Origin of the sequence: Pseudomonas sp. AU12215 (assembly GCF_001675465.2) — a bacterium.
Lineage (GTDB): Bacteria > Pseudomonadota > Gammaproteobacteria > Pseudomonadales > Pseudomonadaceae > Pseudomonas > Pseudomonas nitroreducens.
This window is the reverse complement of sequence record NZ_MACM02000025.1, coordinates 35,371-51,590: the sequence shown is the minus strand read 5'-3', so window position 1 is coordinate 51,590 and position 16,220 is coordinate 35,371. Positions and strand designations below refer to the sequence as shown.

Below are 16,220 nucleotides of genomic sequence, written 5' to 3'. Positions count from 1 at the left end.
GTGACTGCGGCGCTTTGTCGCAAAATTTGTAACAGACCTTTTCAGTCGGACGGCCGTGGCGCGTACTGGAGCTCGGCTAGCTTAATAGCTGGCTAACTATCGCTCTGGCGTGCAGGGACCGCGGCGCCGCCGGCTGGAGATACGTCATGCAGCAATGGTCCCCGACCCAGCGCAATGTGGTGATCGCTTCGGTGCTCGCCTGGACGCTGGATGCCTTCGACTTCTTCCTTCTGGTCTTCGTCCTCACCGATATCGCCCAGACCTTCCACGTCGATCTGCCCCAGGTATCGCTGGCGATCCTGCTGACCCTGGCCGTGCGACCCATCGGCGCGCTGCTGTTTGGTCGCGCGGCCGAGCGCTACGGGCGTCGGCCGGTGCTGATGATCAACATCCTGATCTACTCGCTGCTGGAGCTGGCCTCGGCGTTCTCGCCGAACCTGGCGACTTTCCTGATCCTGCGGGTGGTCTACGGTGTGGCCATGGGCGGAATCTGGGGCGTGGCCTCGTCGCTGGCGATGGAGACCATTCCCGAGCGTTCGCGCGGAATGGTGTCCGGGCTGTTCCAGGCCGGTTATCCCGCGGGTTACCTGATCGCCTCGATCATCTACGGCCTGTTCTTCGAAGTGCTGGGCTGGCGCGGGATGTTCATCGTCGGTTGCCTGCCGGTGGTGCTGGTGGCGTTCATCTGGTTCAAGGTCCCGGAATCGCCGATCTGGCAGGCGGCACGCGAACGCAAGGAGTCGACACCGCTATGGCCGGTGCTGCGCAGTCAGTGGAAGTTGTGCCTGTATGCCGTGCTGCTGATGGCCTGCTTCAACTTCTTCAGCCATGGCACGCAGGACCTGTACCCGACCTTCCTGAAGCTGCAGCACGGGTTCGATACGCACACGGTCAGCCTGATCGCGGTGGCCTACAACATCGCGGCGATCCTGGGCGGCATTCTTTTCGGCAGCCTGTCCGAGCGCATCGGGCGGAAGAAGGCGATCATCTGCGCTTCGCTGCTGGCATTGCCGGTGCTGCCGCTGTGGGCCTTCAGCCATGGCGCGGTGGCGCTGGGCGTCGGTGCCTTCCTCATGCAGTTCATGGTCCAGGGCGCCTGGGGTGTGATTCCGGCTTATCTCAACGAGCTGGCGCCGGTGGGAACCCGTGCGGTGTTGCCGGGGTTCGTCTACCAGTTGGGCAACCTGATCGCTTCGGTGAACGCGCCGCTGCAGGCGGAAATTGCCAAGAGCTACAGCTATGGCACGGCGATGGCCATCGTGGCCGGGACGGTGGCGATCCTCATCTGCGTGTTGATCAGCACCGGCCGCGATACGCGTGGTGTGGCGCTGGACCGCGCGGAAGGACAGGCACACCGGGCAGTGCCGTCGCGGTCCTGAAGCTCCGGGCGCTTGGCAGGAGAAAGGGCAGGCGCGCTCCTACGGAGAGCCTCGGAGGCTGCGTTACTTGGCGGCGGGCTTCTCAGCCACTCCCGCGGGCGGGGCATGAAACGCGGTAATCAGGCCGAAGGCAGGCTGATGCGCTGGCCGGCCACCAGCAGGGCGAGGCGGGCGAGGCTGTTCCAGACGTTGCCGGGAGCCTGGCCCTTGATCTGTGCATCGATCAGCTGAGCGTCCTGCAGCATCTGGTTCCAGCGTTGCGTGGTGTGCCGTTGCAGGGCCTTGCTCATCAGCGGGCGGCGCTTGTCCCAGATCGGCGGGCGACACTGGCTGAAGGCCTTGTCCAGCGGTACGCCCTGGCCGAACTGCTGGGCGAGGCTGGCCAGCACGCGAACTTCCCGCGCCAGCGCCCAGAGGATCACCGGCGGCTCCACGCCTTCGCCGCGCAGGCCTTCGAGCATGCGCAGGCAATGGGCGGCTTCGCCGTTCAGGGCGGCGTCGATCAGGCCGAAGACATCGAAGCGCGCACTGTCGGCCACGGCGGCCTGGACGGTATCGACGTCGATCTGCTGGCCTTCGGCGAGCAGCTTGAGCTTTTCGATTTCCTGCGCGGCAGCCAGCAGATTGCCTTCCACGCGCGCGGCGATCAGGTCGACCGCTTCCTGGCTGGCAGCGAGGCCAGCCTGGGACAGGCGCTGGCGAATCCACTGCGGTAACTGGTGCGCGTCGATGGGCCAGACCTGGATGAACTGGGCAGCATCGCCGTCGATCAGTGCCTTGGCCCATTTGGTCTTCTGCGTGTTGCCGTCGAGCTTGGGCAGGCTGACCAGCAGGACGGTGTCTTCCGGCGGCCGCTGCAGGTATTCCTGGAGAATGGCCGCGCCCTTGTCGCCGGGCTTTCCGGAGGGCAGGCGCAGCTCGATCAGGCGCTTTTCGGCGAACAACGAGAGGCTGGCGCCGGCTTCGATCAGCTGGCCCCAGTCGAAGTTGGCTTCGGCGTTGAACACCTGGCGCTCGCCGAAATCACGCTGGCGACAGGCGGCGCGGATGGCATCGCAGGCTTCCTGGCAGAGCAGGGGCTCGTCGCCGCTGACCACGTAGACGGGCGCGAGGTTGCCTTGCAGGTGCTTGGCGAGTTGTCCGGGATTGAGCTTCATAATGAGAAAGGGGCCGGTTGGCCGGCCCCTTGTCGCTTACTGCGCTTTCGGGAATTCGATCGGCGATTGCTGCGGCTGAGACTTGGCAGCCTCGTCCGCAGCCTTCATCGCGTCCGCTTCGGCCTTGGCCTTGGCTTCCGCCTTGGCCTGCAGGTCGTCGAGCTGCGCCGGGGTGATCAGCTGCAGGCGGGTGACCATCTGCTGGACCAGATCACGACGCATTTCGGCACGAATCTGCTGGGCTTCCTGGTCGGAGCCGATCAGGTTGTTCTCATCCTGCACGTAGACCTTGCGGACCTGGACCTGGTTGGCGAGCAGCAGCAGGTTGTCGGTGCCACGAATCTCGTAGCTCAGGGTGTTGGTCAGTTCGTTTTCCGCGCTACGGGCGGAACTGGTGTAACTGACGCTGCGCTGGGTTACGTCCTCGCGGGCCAGGATCAGGTGGTAGGGCGCGCGGGAGACGACTTTCACGCCGCTGCCTTCAAGCACCTGCTTGAGCTGCGTGACGGTCTCGCCATAGGCGTTGCGCGCACTCACGTCGATTTCCTTGAGCGCAAAGTTCGTATCGCCCAGGCCGCGCAGTTGGAAACCGCAGGCGCTCAGCACGCTGGCCAGGCCGATCAGCGCGAGGCTGGTCAGGATACGTTTCATCAAGCTTCCTCACTCCTGTTGATCCGATATGCCCGTGGCGAAGGTGCCACGGGCGAATGGGTCTTTTCCAGCGTTGCTTTTAGTTGGCGACGATATTGACCAGCTTGCCGGGCACCACGATGACCTTGCGAATGGTCAGGCCGTCGGTGAAGCGCAGCACGTTTTCGTTGGCGCGGGCGGCCGCCTCGACCTCCTCGCGGCTGGCGCTGGCGGGCATTTCAATGTGGCCGCGCAGCTTGCCGTTGACCTGTACCACCAATTGCAGGCTGTCCTGCACCAGCGCGGCTTCGTCGACCTGCGGCCAGCTGGCGTCGATCACGGCGCCTTGCTTGCCCAGTTCTTCCCAGATCACATGGCAGATGTGCGGGGTGATCGGGGCCAGCAGCAGGGTGACGGTTTCCAGGCCTTCCTGCAGCAGGGCACGGTCGGCGGCGGATTCGGCCGGGGCCTTTTCCAGCACGTTCATCAGGGTCATCACGGCGGCGATGGCAGTGTTGAACTTGTGGTGCTGGCCTACGTCCTGGCTGGCCTGGCGGATGGCCAGGTGGATGGCGCGGTGAATGGCCTTCTGCGCATCGTCCAGGGCGGATTTGTCCACGGCGCCGGCAGGGCCTGCGTTGACGTGGGCCTGGGCCAGGCGCCAGACGCGGCGCAGAAAGCGGTTGGCGCCTTCGATGCCGGAGTCGGACCATTCGCAGCTCATGTCCGGCGGCGAGGCGAACATCATGAACAGGCGGCACGTGTCGGCGCCGTAGGCGTCGATCATGGCCTGGGGGTCCACGCCGTTGTTCTTGGACTTGGACATCTTCTCGGTACCGCCGATTTCCACCGGCAGGCCGTCGGTCTTCAGGCGCGCGCCGATGACCTTGGCCTTGGCGTCACGCTCGACTTCCACGTCTGCCGGGTTGAACCACTCCTTGCCACCGTTGGCGGCGACGCGGTAGTAGGTCTCGGCGACCACCATGCCCTGGGTCAGCAGGTTCTTGAACGGCTCGTCGGAGTCGATCAGGCCTTCGTCGCGCATCAGCTTGTGGAAGAAGCGCGCGTAGAGCAGGTGGAGAATGGCGTGCTCGATACCGCCGATGTACTGGTCGACCGGCAGCCAGTAGTTGGCGGCCTTCTTGTCCAGCATGCCGTCTTCGAACTGCGGGCAGGCGTAGCGGGCGAAGTACCAGGAGGACTCGACGAAAGTGTCCATGGTGTCGGTTTCGCGCTTGGCCGGCTGGCCGCATTTCGGGCAGTTGCACTCGTAGAACGACGGCAGTTTGGCCAGCGGCGAACCGGCGCCATCCGGCACCACGTCCTCGGGCAGGACGACCGGCAGTTGGTCGGCCGGGACCGGCACGTCGCCGCAGCTGTCGCAATGGATGATCGGGATCGGGCAGCCCCAGTAGCGCTGGCGACTGATGCCCCAGTCGCGCAGGCGGAACTGGGTACGCTGCTGGCCGAGGCCCTTGGCGGCGAGGTCGGCGCCGATGGCATCGAAGGCGGCTTGGTAGCTCAGGCCGTCGTATTTGCCGGAATTGACGGTGATGACGCTCTCGTCCTTCAGGCCGTACCACTCTTTCCAGGTGCCGGCCTCGAAGTCGTTGTCGCCGGAGGCCTGTGCGATGACCTGGACGATGGGCAGGCCGTACTTGTTGGAGAATTCGAAGTCGCGCTCGTCGTGGCCCGGAACCGCCATCACGGCGCCTTCGCCGTAGGTCATCAGGACGTAGTTGGCGATCCATACCGGCAGCTTGTCGCCGGTCAGCGGATGCTCGACGAACAGGGAAGTGGCGACGCCTTTCTTCTCCTGGGTGGCGATGTCGGCTTCGGCGACGCCGCCGCGCTTGCACTCGTCGATGAACGCCTGCAGCGACGGATCACGCTGGGCAGCCAGGGTGGCCAGCGGGTGCTCGGCGGCCACGGCGACGTACGTAGCACCCATCAGGGTGTCCGGACGGGTGGTGAAGACCTTCAGTTGGCCGGCTTCGCCGATGGAGGCCTGGTCATAGGGGAAGGCGATCTCCATGCCGCGGGACTTGCCGATCCAGTTGCGCTGCATGGTCTTGACCTGTTCCGGCCAGCCCGGCAGGTCGTCGAGACTGGAGAGCAGCTCTTCGGCGTAGGCGGTGATCTTGAAGTAGTACATCGGGATTTCGCGCTTCTCGATCAGCGCGCCCGAACGCCAGCCACGGCCGTCGATGACCTGCTCGTTGGCCAGTACGGTCTGGTCCGCCGGGTCCCAGTTCACGGTGCCGTTCTTGCGGTAGATCACGCCCTTCTCGAACAGGCGGGTGAACAACCACTGTTCCCAGCGGTAGTAGTCCGGCTTGCAGGTGGTGACTTCGCGGGACCAGTCGATGGCCAGGCCCAGGCTGTTGAGCTGGGACTTCATGTAGGCGATGTTGTCGTAGGTCCAGGCCGCCGGCGCGACGTTGTTCTTCATCGCGGCGTTTTCCGCCGGCATGCCGAAGGCGTCCCAGCCCATCGGCTGCAGGACGTTCTTGCCCTGCATGCGGTGGTAGCGGCTGATCACGTCACCGATGGTGTAGTTGCGCACATGCCCCATGTGTAGCTTGCCGCTCGGATACGGGAACATCGACAGGCAGTAGAACTTCTCCTTGCCGGCGACTTCGTCGACGCGGAAGGAATTGTGTTCGTTCCAGAATTTCTGGGCCTGGGATTCGATCTCGAGGGGCTGATATTGCTCGTGCATGGCGCGATTTGAACCTGTACGGAAAAGAAATGTGCAGCCGGGGAGGTCGAGTGGCCCTCCGCTTCGCCGACCCCCGAGAAAACACGGGTCAGGCGGCTACAGAAAGCCTCGTAGCATACATGACCCCCACCCGAGCCGGTAGCCCGCGCCGTTTGTCGCACGCTCGGTCTGGCGCGGGGTGGGCCGCTAAGCTTTGCCTGAAGGCGGGAGGTTTCCGCCTGTCTTGAGGTGACTGATGGCTGAGCTGCATCGTGCAAGTGCTTCGGGTTCCGGTCTGTATGAACGGTTGTTGCAACGGCTCGCACTGGCCCTGGATGAGGCCGATACCGCTGAGCGGCTACGTGACGAATGCCCGATGGAGCTGGAGTTGCGCGGCTTGAGCAGTGCCGAGATGGAGTTGATCCGGGCCTATCTGGATCAGGATGTGAATTGGCTGCGCGGTTGGCATGCCGCAGCGGAAGAGCTGGCGCTGCTGGAGCATTCCCCGGCCCGCGCGCCGCGCCCTGTGCGCCACGCTGTGCCTCCGAGTCGTCCGCGCCTGGTGCCGCGCCCGCAGCAGCTGCAATGCGCGCTGTGTGGCTCGCCGGTCGCCTGGAGCCGCAGCCAGGGTGTGTTGCCTTGTACGTCCTGCGGCTCGCAGTTGTTCCGCAACGCGAAAGCGCGCTGATACCCCATCGATCCGTTAGGCTTGGTGCCTCGACAAGGAGTCGCCAATGCCGATCCGCTTCATCCTCAAACAGCTCTTCATGCCGCCGGGACTGCTGCTTCTGTTGTTGCTCCTGGGCTTCGTGCTGCGCCGCCGCTTTCCGCGCTTCTCCATGCTCTGTTTCTTTTCCGGCTTCCTGGGCCTGCTGGTGATGAGCCTGCCGGTGACCGTGGACTGGGGGGCGCGCCAGTTGGAGCCGCAGCAAGCGCTGAGGCAGGCGCAATGGCCAGGGCTGGCGCAGCGTGCCGACGCCATTGTGGTGCTGGGCGCGGGGCGGGTACGCGGCGACCGCGCCTGGGACGAAGACCAGCCCGGCCTGATGGCCCGCGAGCGTATTCGCTACGCGGCCCGCCTGGCCAAGGCCAGCGGCCTGCCGGTACTGACCTCCGGCGGCCTGCACTATGGCACGCCGCCTTCCGAGGCGCGGATCATGGCGCAAAGCCTGCTGGACGATTACGGCGTGCCGGTGCGCTGGGAAGAGGGTCGCAGCCGCACGACCTGGGAGAATGCGCGGTTCAGCGCCGAGATGCTGCGCGAGGCGGGTATCCGGCGGGTAATCCTGGTCACCAGCGCCATTCATATGCCACGTTCGATCTGGAGCTTCGAGAAGGCCGGGCTGGAAGTGGTGCCGGCACCTTCGGGGTATATCGGGACGGACGATGTCGTGCCCATGGGGGGCTGGTTGCCGGAGGGGCGGGCGATCTGGCAGAGCGGGCAACTGCTGAACGAGGCGATCGGGCTGGTCGGGTATCGGTTGTTCTACCGCTAGCCTTCGCCATGCAAAAGGGCCTCGCAATGAGGCCCTTTTCGCTTGAGTCAGCCGAACAGCCGACGTTCTTCCGGGTGTGTGCGACGGCGCACCAGCGCCCAGACCAGCAGTACGGCGCTGAGAGTCGCCAACGGCCAGACGCGCCACTTCAGGTAGGGGGTCAGGCCCTGCATCGGCACGACTTCGCCCTGCAGGACGCCTTGCTGGAATTGCGGGATCTGCACCGCCAGTCTGCCGAACGGGTCGATCAGCGCGGTCACGCCGTTGTTGGTGCCGCGCACCATCCAGCGGCCGGCTTCCAGCGCGCGCATCTGCGCCATCTGCAGGTGCTGCAGTGGGCCGATGGAGGTGCCGAACCAGGCATCGTTGCTGATGGTCAGCAACAGCTGGCTGTGTGCCGCGAGCTCGGCGGCGAACTCCGGGTAGACCACTTCGTAGCAGATGTACGGCGCCACGGAATAACCCTTGGCCTTGAGCAGCGGCTGGTCGGCCGGGCCGCGCGCAAAGTCGGACATGGGCAGGTCGAAGAAGGCGATCAGCCCGCGCAGCACGTCCTGCAGCGGAACGTATTCGCCGAAGGGCACCAGCTTCTGCTTGAGGTAGTTGCCGCTGCCTTCGCCGACCACGGTAATGCCGTTGTAGTAACGGATGCCATCCGCGGTCTTCTCGCGTACCGGCACGCCGGTGATAAGCGCGGCCTTCTTGGCGGTGGCGACGCCGTTGATCATCTCCAGGTAGCCGGTGGCCTGGTCCTTGAGCACGGGCACGGCGGTTTCCGGCCAGACGATCAGGTCGACGCCGTTCTGCTCGGCGGTCAGGTCGCGGTAAAGCTCGAGCTGGTGGGTGATGGCCTTGGGATCCCACTTCATTTCCTGGGCGATGTTGCCCTGCAGTGCGGCGACCTTCAGCGGTGCGCCGGCTGGGACGGTCCAGGCGTGGCCCTTGTAAGCCAGGCCGGCGGCCCAGGGGGCGATCAGCAGGACTAGGCCGGCGGCCAGGCGCGCCGGGCGCCGGGTCAGGGCCGGGATGTTGATGATCAGCGCGCCGGTCAGGGCGATGGCGAAGGACACCAGCCACACGCCGCCCAGCGGGGCGAGGCCGGCCAGCGGTCCTTCCAGCTGGCTGTAGCCGGCGTAGAGCCAGGGGAAGCCGGTGAGGAACCAACTGCGGAACAGCTCCAGCACCATCCACAGCGCGGCGAAGGCCAGTGCGTCGCTCAGAGGGGCATTGTTGCGGCGGAAGAAGCGCGCCCAGACCCAGGCGGGGAGGGCGAAGAAGAACGCGACACCGGCACTGAAACCCGCTACCAGGAAGCCGGCCAACGGCCCGGAGGCGCCACCGAAGTTGTGGATGCTGAAGTAGATCCAGCTCGTCCCGGCGATGAAGGCGCCGAAGCCGTACCACCAGCCGCGCCACAGCGCCGAGCCGGCGGTGGTGCCGCGCAGGCCGAGGTAGAACAGGGCCAGCGACAGCACCGCCAGCGGCCAGTAGCCGAATGGTGCCAGGAACAGCGGAGTGAGCGCGCCGGCGGCCAGGGCGAGCAGGTGGCCTGGCAGGCCGGGGCGGGTGATCCAGCGCATCGGAAATCCTTGTTGCGGTTAAGCGATGCGCAAGAGTAATGGAGAGACGAACGGTAGGCTATGGGGATGAGGGCCAAAAGCCATGAGCTGAGTGCGGCGGTGTGTTGCAGGATAGGTCGGAACTTATTGTAGGAGCGAGCTTGCTCGCGAGCTGCCCTCGCAGCGGAGTTGGTTCGCGAGCAAGCTCGCTCCTACAGGTGTCTGCCTCTTAATCCTGCAGCGGGGTCAGACGCAGCAGGTGCAGGCGGCGGCTGTCCGCGTTGAGCACGCGGAAACGGAAGCCGCCCAGTTCGGTGGTTTCGTTGCGCTTGGGCAGGTGGCCGAAGGCGCTCATCACGACGCCGCCGACGGTGTCGAATTCTTCGTCAGAGAATTCCGCGCCGAAGAAATCGTTGAAGGCTTCTACCGGGGTCAGTGCCTTCACGATGAAATCGCCGCTGGGCAATGGCTTGATGTAGCTGTCTTCCTCGACGTCGTGCTCGTCCTCGATATCGCCGACGATCTGCTCCAGCACGTCCTCGATGGTCACCAGTCCCGCCACGCCGCCGTACTCGTCGATGACGATGGCCATGTGGTTGTGGTTCGCACGGAATTCGCGCAGGAGCACGTTCAGGCGCTTGGACTCCGGCACGAAGGTGGCCGGCCGCAGCAGGTCCTTGATATTGAAGGAGTGGGCGTTGTCGTGAAGGATCAGCGGCAGCAGGTCCTTGGCCAGCAGCACACCCATGACGTCGTCCAGGCTCTCGCCCACCACGGGGTAGCGCGAGTGCGCCGCGTCGATGATCGCCGGCAGGAACTCGCGCGGGGTCTGGGTGGCCTTGATGCTGATCATCTGCGAGCGCGGCACCATGATGTCGCGGACTTGGAGGTCCGCTACCTGGATTGCGCCTTCGACGATGGACAACGCTTCGCTGTCGAGCAGCTTGTTGTCGTGGGCTTCGCGCAGCAGCTCCAGCAGCTCCTGGCGGTTTCTCGGCTCATGGGCAAAAGCCTGGGTGATCTTGTCCAACCACGACTTGTGCCCATTGCTCGATCGGTCTTCGCTCATCATTCCTGCTCAGTGGCTTTTATTCTTCATCGGCCGCATAGGGGTCCGGGTGACCCAGTTCAGCCAGCAATTCCCGTTCCAGGCCTTCCATTTCCTCTGCTTCCACATCGTCGATGTGATCGTAGCCGAGCAGATGGAGGCAGCCATGGATGACGAGGTGGGCCCAGTGGGCCTGCACGGATTTGCCCTGTTCGGCGGCCTCGCGGATAACCACGGGGGCGCAGATCACCAGGTCGCCCAGCAGCGGGATATCCAGCAGCTCATCGGGAACATCGGCGGGGAAGGACAGTACGTTGGTGGCGTAGTCCTTGTGCCGCCAGGTCTTGTTCAGTTCGCGCCCTTCGGCTTCGTCCACCAGGCGGATGGTGAGTTCAGAATCATTCTGGCGCTGGCGCAGGGCCAGTTCGCACCAGGTTCTGAACTCGGCTTCGCTTGGCAGGCCGGCCGCGTCGGAGGCGACCTGCAGGTCCAGTTCAAGCATTCTTGTTGCCCTGGCCTTCTACGCCGGTCAGGCGGTTCTCATAGGCGTCGTAGGCATCGACGATGCGCTGCACCAGTGGGTGGCGCACGACGTCCTTGGACTTGAAGTGGGTGAAGCTGATGCCGGGGACGTCGCGCAGCACTTCCATCACGTGCTTGAGGCCCGAGCGGGTGCCTTTGGGCAGGTCGACCTGGGTGACGTCGCCGGTGATCACCGCGGTGGAGCCGAAACCGATCCGGGTGAGGAACATCTTCATCTGTTCCATCGTGGTGTTCTGGCTTTCGTCGAGGATGATGAAGCTGTTGCTCAGCGTGCGGCCGCGCATGTAGGCGAGCGGCGCGACCTCGATGACCTGGCGTTCGATCAGCTTGGCCACGGTCTCGAAGCCGAGCATCTCGTACAGCGCGTCATACAGCGGGCGCAGGTAGGGGTCGATCTTCTGCGACAGGTCGCCGGGCAGGAAGCCGAGCTTCTCGCCGGCTTCCACCGCCGGGCGCACCAGCAGGATGCGGCGGATCTGCTCGCGCTCCAGGGCGTCCACGGCGCAGGCGACGGCGAGGTAGGTCTTGCCGGTGCCGGCCGGACCGATGCCGAAGTTGATGTCGTGATCGAGGATAGCCTTGACGTAGCGCTGCTGGTTCGCGCCGCGAGGGCGAATGTGTGCCTGGCGGGTCTTGAGTGTCACCAGCGGGGCCACGGGCTCCACGGAGAGTTCTTCCAGGCCGGATTCCTGCAGGAACAGGTGAACCAGGTCGGGCGTCATCTCGGTGCCGTTCTGCACTTCGCGGTAGAGGCGCTGCAGGAGGTTTTCGGCTGCCTGGGTGCGCTCGGGGTCGCCGACCAGTTCGAACTGGTTGCCGCGGTTGCGGATCTCGATGCCGAGGCGCTTCTCGATCTGGTGCAGGTGTTCGTCGAACTGGCCGCACAGGTTAGCGAAGCTGCGGGCCTCGAAGGGCTCGAGCATGAAACGATGGATGTCCAGGGGGGCGTTCAAGGGCTGTCTAGGTCGCCGTGCTGCAAAGGGAGATGGTCGAAGAATAACCCCCGGCGAGCGAGTACGAAAGTTCAGTCGCCAACGGGGGATTCAACGGTCGAGGTTCAGTGACGTGCTTCCACCAGGGTCGCGCGCAGGGAATTGGGCAGTGCCTCGTAGATTTCCACGTCGACGAACTGGCCGATCAGGCGCGGATTGTCGCAGCGGAAGTTGACCACGCGGTTGTTCTCGGTGCGGCCCTGGAGCTGGCCCGGGTCGCGCTTGGCGTAGTCGGTGACGAGGATGCGTTGGATGGTCCCGACCATCCGTCGGCTGATCTCGAAGCCTTGCTGGTTCAGGCGGCTGTTGAGGATCAGCAGGCGCTGCTTCTTCACTTCGTCGGGGGTATCGTCCACCAGGTCGGCAGCCGGGGTGCCCGGACGCGAGCTGTAGATGAAGGAGAAGGAGAAGTCGAAACCGACGTCCTCCACCAGCTTCAGGGTCTGCTCGAAGTCCTTCTCGGTCTCGCCGGGGAAGCCGATGATGAAATCCGAACTGATGCAGATATCCGGCACCGCCGCCTTCAGCTTGCGGATGCGCGACTTGTATTCCAGCGCGGTGTGGTTGCGCTTCATCGCCGCCAGGATGCGGTCCGAACCGGCCTGCACCGGCAGGTGGACGAACTTCACCAGTTCCGGCACCTCGGCGTGGGCGGCGATCAGCGAGTCGGAGAATTCCAACGGATGCGAAGTGGTGTAGCGGATGCGCTCGATGCCATCGACTTCGGCGACCACGCGGATCAGTTCGGCGAAGTCGGCCAGGCGGCCGTCGTGGGTCTGGCCGCGGTAGCCGTTGACGTTCTGCCCCAGCAGGGTGACTTCCTTCACACCGTTCTCGGCCAGGTGGATGACCTCGGCGAGTACGTCATCGAACGGGCGGCTGACTTCCTCGCCGCGGGTGTAGGGCACCACGCAGAAGGTGCAGTACTTGCTGCAGCCTTCCATGACCGAGACGAAGGCGGTAGGGCCGTTGACCTGTGGCTCGGGCAGGCGGTCGAACTTCTCGATCTCCGGGAAGGACACGTCTACCTGGGGTTTGCGGGTAGCGCGGGCAGCGTCGATCATCTCCGGCAGGCGATGCAGGGTCTGTGGGCCGAACACCACGTCCACGTACGGCGCACGCTCGCGGATCGCCGCGCCTTCCTGGCTGGCCACGCAGCCGCCGACGCCGATCACCAGGTCCGGGTTCTGCTGTTTGAGCACGCGCCAGGCGCCCAGTTCGGAGAACACCTTCTCCTGCGCCTTCTCGCGGATCGAGCAGGTATTGAGCAGAATGACGTCGGCTTCTTCGGCCTTTTCGGTGATTTCCAGGGCCTGGTGTTCACCCAGCAGATCGGCCATGCGCGAGCTGTCGTACTCGTTCATCTGGCAGCCGTGGGTCTGGATGAAAAGCTTCTTGGCCATGGAACCTGTCTTGGTCTGGTTAAAAAATGACCGCGCATTATATGCCTCGCCGCTTGTGTCTACCAGCGGCGGCGCGTGGGGGGAGGTTGCCTGTGTTATGCTGCGTGCCCTTTTTGCAAAGCTGTCATCCTTCGTTCATGAGCAAGCGCGAGAACCCGATCTACAAGGTGGTCTTCCTCAACCAGGGCCAGGTGTACGAGATGTACGCCAAGCAGATCTACCAGAGCGATCTGTGGGGCTTCCTGGAGATCGAGGAGTTCGTCTTCGGCGAGCGCACCCAGGTGGTGGTCGACCCTAGCGAGGAAAAGCTCAAGGCGCAGTTCGACGGCGTCATCCGCAGCTTCGTGCCGCTGCATTCGATCATCCGTATCGATGAAGTGGAGCGCCTGGGCACCGCGAAGATCAGCGATGCCAAGATCACCGGCAACGTGATGCCGTTCCCCATGCCGATGCCGGGCAAGGACAGCTGATTCATCAGCGCATTTTGTCCTTCGTAGGAGTTCGCTCGCGAACTGCCCAACGCCGAAGTCAGCCCAATAGTCCTGTTCGCGAGCAAGCTCGCTCCTGCAGGGAGTGGCGTTTGGGTCAGGGCAGCGGCGAGAACGGCGAGTTGCCGGCGGTCTGCAGTTCGATCAGGTAATTGCGGAAGATCTGCCCGAGCACCTTGGTGGCGATGTCCAGTTCGTCCTTGTTCATCTGCTCGGCGACCAGGTCGGCGCTGTCCATGGCGTCTTCGGCGCCGTTGACCGCAGCCATCTTCAGCACGATGTAGGCCTGTACGTTGTTGGCCTTCACGCCTTCGCCGCGGAAGAACATGGTGCCCAGGCGCAGTTGTGCGTCGGCGTGGCCCTGCAGCGAAGCCTTCTCGTACCAGTGCAGGGCGGCCTGGAAGTCGCGCGGGGCGCGTTCGCCGGTGTAGAAGAACTCCCCCAGCTCGAACTGTGCCTGTGCGTCGCCGGCATTGGCGGCCTGCTGGCAACTGGCCAGGGCCTGTTGCAGCTGTTCGGGCACGGTATTGAGGGTGCAGCGTCCGGTGGCTGGAATCAGCAGCGAGTTGCCGCCCGCCTGAGTGAACAGGGGCAGTGCAAGCAACAGGCAACCCAGCAGGGTGCGACCGGAACGGTACATGGGGAGAAACGGCCTCCAGAATCGGGGCGGGCAAAACCCGGCCAGCGAAATGCGCCAGCCTTCACATTATGAAATAAGCGGGCGCTTCCTTACAAAGTCTTTACCTTCTTTTCTGTTTTTTTACTGGAAATGCCAGCGGCGCCAGGGTTGGCGTAACGCTGTGAAAGGCCCGGTACAGAGCGGAAGGCGCCCGCCTGGGCGCCTTCGCGGGAGGCCTTACTTGAGGGCGGCGAAAGCGCGCTCGGCGGCGTCCAGGGTCAGCTTCAGCTCGGTTTCACCGTGGGCGATGGAGGTGAAGCCAGCCTCGAAGGCACTCGGAGCCAGGTACACGCCAGCGTCCAGCATCAGGTGGAAGAAGCGCTTGAAGCGTTCCGCGTCGCTGGTCATCACATCGTCGAAGGTGACGATGTCGTCGGCGCCGGTGAAGTACAGGCCGAACATCGCGGCACCCGCCTGGGTGGTCACGAAGGGGATGCCGGCAGCGTCGGCGCGCTCCTGCAGGCCCTGCAGCATGCGGGTGGTGTAGGTGGTCAGCTCGTCGTGGAAGCCGGGGCGGCTGATCAGGCGCAGGGTGGTCAGGCCGGCGGCCATGGCCAGCGGGTTGCCCGACAGGGTGCCGGCCTGGTAGACCGGGCCGAGCGGGGAGATCTGCTCCATGATCTCGCGCTTGCCGCCGAAGGCGCCCACCGGCATGCCGCCACCGATGATCTTGCCGAAGGTCGACAGGTCCGGGGTGATGCCGTAGTGCGCCTGGGCGCCGCCCAGGGCGACGCGGAAGCCGGTCATCACTTCGTCGAAGATCAGCACCACGCCGTGCTGGTCGCACAGGCGGCGCAGGCCTTCGAGGAAGCCGGGGGCCGGAGGCACGCAGTTCATGTTGCCGGCGACCGGCTCGACGATGATGCACGCCACTTCCTTGCCGACTTCGCCCAGGGTCTTCTCGACGGCGGCAATGTCGTTGAAGGGCAGGGTCAGGGTGTGCTTGGCGAAGGCCGCCGGCACGCCGGGGGAGTTCGGTACGCCGAAGGTCAGGGCGCCGGAGCCGGCTTTCACCAGCAGGCTGTCGGAGTGGCCGTGGTAGCAGCCTTCGAACTTGATGATGCTGTCGCGGCCGGTGTAGCCGCGGGCCAGGCGGATGGCGCTCATGGTGGCTTCGGTGCCGGAGCTGACCATGCGCACCATGTCCATGGACGGGACCAGCGAGCAGACCAGATCGGCCATTTCCACTTCCAGCGCGGTCGGTGCGCCGTAGGACAGGCCGTGGTCGAGTTGCTTGCGCACGGCGTCGAGCACGTCCGGGTGGCTGTGGCCGAGGATCATCGGGCCCCAGGAGCCGACGTAGTCGACGTAGCGCTTGTCATCCTCGTCCACCACGTAGGCGCCCTCCGCATGCTTGAAGAACAGCGGGGTGCCGCCGACGCTCTTGAACGCGCGCACCGGCGAGTTCACGCCACCGGGGATGTGTTTCTGGGCATTGGCGAAAAGCGTTTCGGAACGGGACATGGTGTACCTCGCGAAGCTGTGAAGGGCCGGGCGCTTGGGCGCTCAGCGGGTTTCGAAGAGTTGGCTGAAGGCGCGCGCGCGTTGTTCGACTTCGGCCGGGGAGTCGGCGGCGAACAGCGCGTGGATCACGGCGATCATGTCGGCGCCGCGGGCGATCAGCTCCGGCGCGTTGTCCAGGGTCACGCCGCCGATGGCCACCAGCGGCACGTTGAAGCGCGCCTTGGCCTGTTCCAGCAGTTCGAGGCTGGCGGCGGACGCGCCCGGTTTGGTCTGGGACGTGAAGAAGCGACCGAAGGCGACGTAGCTGGCGCCTTCGGCAATGGCCTTCTCGGCCAGGTCGAGGCTGGCGTGGCAGGTGCCGCCGATGACGGCATTGCGGCCGAGCAGAGCGCGGGCCGCGGCCAGCGAGCCATCGGTCTGGCCCAGGTGCACGCTGACACCCAGGCGCGCGGCCAGCTCGGCGTCGTCATTGATCAGCAGCGTGGCGCCGTAGCGCGCGCAGAGATCGCGCAGCGCCTCGGCTTCACGCAGGCGGCGCGAGGCGTCATCGGACTTGTCGCGGTACTGCAGCAGCTTGGCGCCGCCCTTCAGGGCGGCTTCGACGTAGGGCAGCAGGCGGCCGCCGTCGAGCAGCTGGCTGTCGGTGATGGCGTAGAGTCCGCGCAGTTTCATCGGTGCCTC

General features: G+C 64.9%; 15 protein-coding genes. 4 read left to right on the top strand and 11 right to left on the bottom strand.

The window, feature by feature from the left end:
• Nucleotides 1-146: 146 nt before the first annotated feature.
• The gene (locus A9513_RS07155) at nt 147-1,379 is read left to right on the top strand and encodes an MFS transporter (RefSeq protein WP_024763982.1); all 1,233 of its coding nucleotides are present in this window, start codon (nt 147-149) and stop codon (nt 1,377-1,379) included.
• 119 nt (nt 1,380-1,498) lie between these two features.
• On the opposite strand, the gene holA is transcribed toward A9513_RS07155, so the two are convergent.
• From holA to leuS, 3 genes are all read right to left on the bottom strand, one after another.
• Nucleotides 1,499-2,536 (bottom strand): DNA polymerase III subunit delta, encoded by a 1,038-nt coding sequence (holA, locus tag A9513_RS07150; protein WP_024763981.1) that lies wholly within the window; start codon nt 2,534-2,536, stop codon nt 1,499-1,501.
• A gap of 36 nt (nt 2,537-2,572) precedes the next feature.
• The gene (gene lptE, locus A9513_RS07145; protein ID WP_024763980.1) at nt 2,573-3,187 is read right to left on the bottom strand and encodes an LPS assembly lipoprotein LptE; all 615 of its coding nucleotides are present in this window, start codon (nt 3,185-3,187) and stop codon (nt 2,573-2,575) included.
• Nucleotides 3,188-3,266: 79 nt separating this feature from the next.
• The gene (leuS, locus tag A9513_RS07140) at nt 3,267-5,888 is read right to left on the bottom strand and encodes a leucine--tRNA ligase (protein WP_065084337.1); all 2,622 of its coding nucleotides are present in this window, start codon (nt 5,886-5,888) and stop codon (nt 3,267-3,269) included.
• 235 nt (nt 5,889-6,123) lie between these two features.
• On the opposite strand from leuS, the gene A9513_RS07135 reads away from it, so the two are divergent.
• Both A9513_RS07135 and A9513_RS07130 read left to right on the top strand, forming a co-directional pair.
• Nucleotides 6,124-6,555, top strand: coding sequence for a hypothetical protein (locus tag A9513_RS07135; RefSeq protein ID WP_024763978.1), 432 nt, complete (start codon nt 6,124-6,126; stop codon nt 6,553-6,555).
• A 46-nt stretch (nt 6,556-6,601) separates the two neighbouring features.
• The gene (locus tag A9513_RS07130; RefSeq protein WP_065084336.1) at nt 6,602-7,363 is read left to right on the top strand and encodes a YdcF family protein; all 762 of its coding nucleotides are present in this window, start codon (nt 6,602-6,604) and stop codon (nt 7,361-7,363) included.
• A gap of 47 nt (nt 7,364-7,410) precedes the next feature.
• Here the strand turns inward: A9513_RS07130 and lnt are convergent, their stop codons facing one another.
• From lnt to miaB, 5 genes are all read right to left on the bottom strand, one after another.
• Entirely contained in the window at nt 7,411-8,943 is a 1,533-nt protein-coding gene (lnt, locus tag A9513_RS07125) for an apolipoprotein N-acyltransferase (protein WP_065084335.1), read from the bottom strand.
• 208 nt (nt 8,944-9,151) lie between these two features.
• Nucleotides 9,152-9,991, bottom strand: coding sequence for an HlyC/CorC family transporter (locus tag A9513_RS07120; protein WP_024763975.1), 840 nt, complete (start codon nt 9,989-9,991; stop codon nt 9,152-9,154).
• Nucleotides 9,992-10,010: 19 nt separating this feature from the next.
• On the bottom strand, nt 10,011-10,472 hold the full coding sequence (gene ybeY, locus A9513_RS07115; protein WP_024763974.1) for an rRNA maturation RNase YbeY: 462 nt from the start codon (nt 10,470-10,472) through the stop codon (nt 10,011-10,013).
• On the bottom strand, nt 10,465-11,466 hold the full coding sequence (locus A9513_RS07110; RefSeq protein ID WP_065084334.1) for a PhoH family protein: 1,002 nt from the start codon (nt 11,464-11,466) through the stop codon (nt 10,465-10,467). The genes ybeY and A9513_RS07110 overlap by 8 nt, the downstream gene beginning before the upstream one ends.
• 104 nt (nt 11,467-11,570) lie before the next feature.
• Nucleotides 11,571-12,908, bottom strand: a complete 1,338-nt coding sequence (miaB, locus tag A9513_RS07105; protein ID WP_065084333.1) for a tRNA (N6-isopentenyl adenosine(37)-C2)-methylthiotransferase MiaB — start codon at nt 12,906-12,908, stop codon at nt 11,571-11,573.
• A gap of 137 nt (nt 12,909-13,045) precedes the next feature.
• Between miaB and A9513_RS07100 the strand changes: the two genes are divergently transcribed.
• Nucleotides 13,046-13,378, top strand: coding sequence for a DUF1820 family protein (locus A9513_RS07100; protein WP_024763971.1), 333 nt, complete (start codon nt 13,046-13,048; stop codon nt 13,376-13,378).
• 115 nt (nt 13,379-13,493) lie between these two features.
• Here the strand turns inward: A9513_RS07100 and A9513_RS07095 are convergent, their stop codons facing one another.
• From A9513_RS07095 to thiE, 3 genes are all read right to left on the bottom strand, one after another.
• Nucleotides 13,494-14,036, bottom strand: coding sequence for a tetratricopeptide repeat protein (locus tag A9513_RS07095; RefSeq protein ID WP_017521798.1), 543 nt, complete (start codon nt 14,034-14,036; stop codon nt 13,494-13,496).
• Between the two features lie 216 nt (nt 14,037-14,252).
• Nucleotides 14,253-15,539 carry a glutamate-1-semialdehyde 2,1-aminomutase gene (hemL, locus tag A9513_RS07090; RefSeq protein WP_024763970.1) on the bottom strand — a complete coding sequence of 429 codons (1,287 nt, stop codon included), beginning with the start codon at nt 15,537-15,539 and terminating at the stop codon, nt 14,253-14,255.
• Nucleotides 15,540-15,581: 42 nt separating this feature from the next.
• On the bottom strand, nt 15,582-16,211 hold the full coding sequence (thiE, locus tag A9513_RS07085; protein WP_024763969.1) for a thiamine phosphate synthase: 630 nt from the start codon (nt 16,209-16,211) through the stop codon (nt 15,582-15,584).
• Between the last annotated feature and the right edge of the window lie 9 nt (nt 16,212-16,220).

What these genes read in the sequence shown, in the direction of transcription:
- A9513_RS07135 (WP_024763978.1), top strand. Translation starts at nt 6,124, where the DNA reads ATGGCTGAGCTGCATCGTGCAAGTGCTTCGGGTTCCGGTCTGTATGAA.
- miaB (WP_065084333.1), bottom strand. Translation starts at nt 12,908, where the DNA reads ATGGCCAAGAAGCTTTTCATCCAGACCCACGGCTGCCAGATGAACGAG.
- A9513_RS07120 (WP_024763975.1), bottom strand. Translation starts at nt 9,991, where the DNA reads ATGAGCGAAGACCGATCGAGCAATGGGCACAAGTCGTGGTTGGACAAG.
- A9513_RS07155 (WP_024763982.1), top strand. Translation starts at nt 147, where the DNA reads ATGCAGCAATGGTCCCCGACCCAGCGCAATGTGGTGATCGCTTCGGTG.
- A9513_RS07095 (WP_017521798.1), bottom strand. Translation starts at nt 14,036, where the DNA reads ATGTACCGTTCCGGTCGCACCCTGCTGGGTTGCCTGTTGCTTGCACTG.
- lptE (WP_024763980.1), bottom strand. Translation starts at nt 3,187, where the DNA reads ATGAAACGTATCCTGACCAGCCTCGCGCTGATCGGCCTGGCCAGCGTG.
- lnt (WP_065084335.1), bottom strand. Translation starts at nt 8,943, where the DNA reads ATGCGCTGGATCACCCGCCCCGGCCTGCCAGGCCACCTGCTCGCCCTG.
- thiE (WP_024763969.1), bottom strand. Translation starts at nt 16,211, where the DNA reads ATGAAACTGCGCGGACTCTACGCCATCACCGACAGCCAGCTGCTCGAC.
- A9513_RS07100 (WP_024763971.1), top strand. Translation starts at nt 13,046, where the DNA reads ATGAGCAAGCGCGAGAACCCGATCTACAAGGTGGTCTTCCTCAACCAG.
- ybeY (WP_024763974.1), bottom strand. Translation starts at nt 10,472, where the DNA reads ATGCTTGAACTGGACCTGCAGGTCGCCTCCGACGCGGCCGGCCTGCCA.
- A9513_RS07130 (WP_065084336.1), top strand. Translation starts at nt 6,602, where the DNA reads ATGCCGATCCGCTTCATCCTCAAACAGCTCTTCATGCCGCCGGGACTG.
- leuS (WP_065084337.1), bottom strand. Translation starts at nt 5,888, where the DNA reads ATGCACGAGCAATATCAGCCCCTCGAGATCGAATCCCAGGCCCAGAAA.
- hemL (WP_024763970.1), bottom strand. Translation starts at nt 15,539, where the DNA reads ATGTCCCGTTCCGAAACGCTTTTCGCCAATGCCCAGAAACACATCCCC.
- holA (WP_024763981.1), bottom strand. Translation starts at nt 2,536, where the DNA reads ATGAAGCTCAATCCCGGACAACTCGCCAAGCACCTGCAAGGCAACCTC.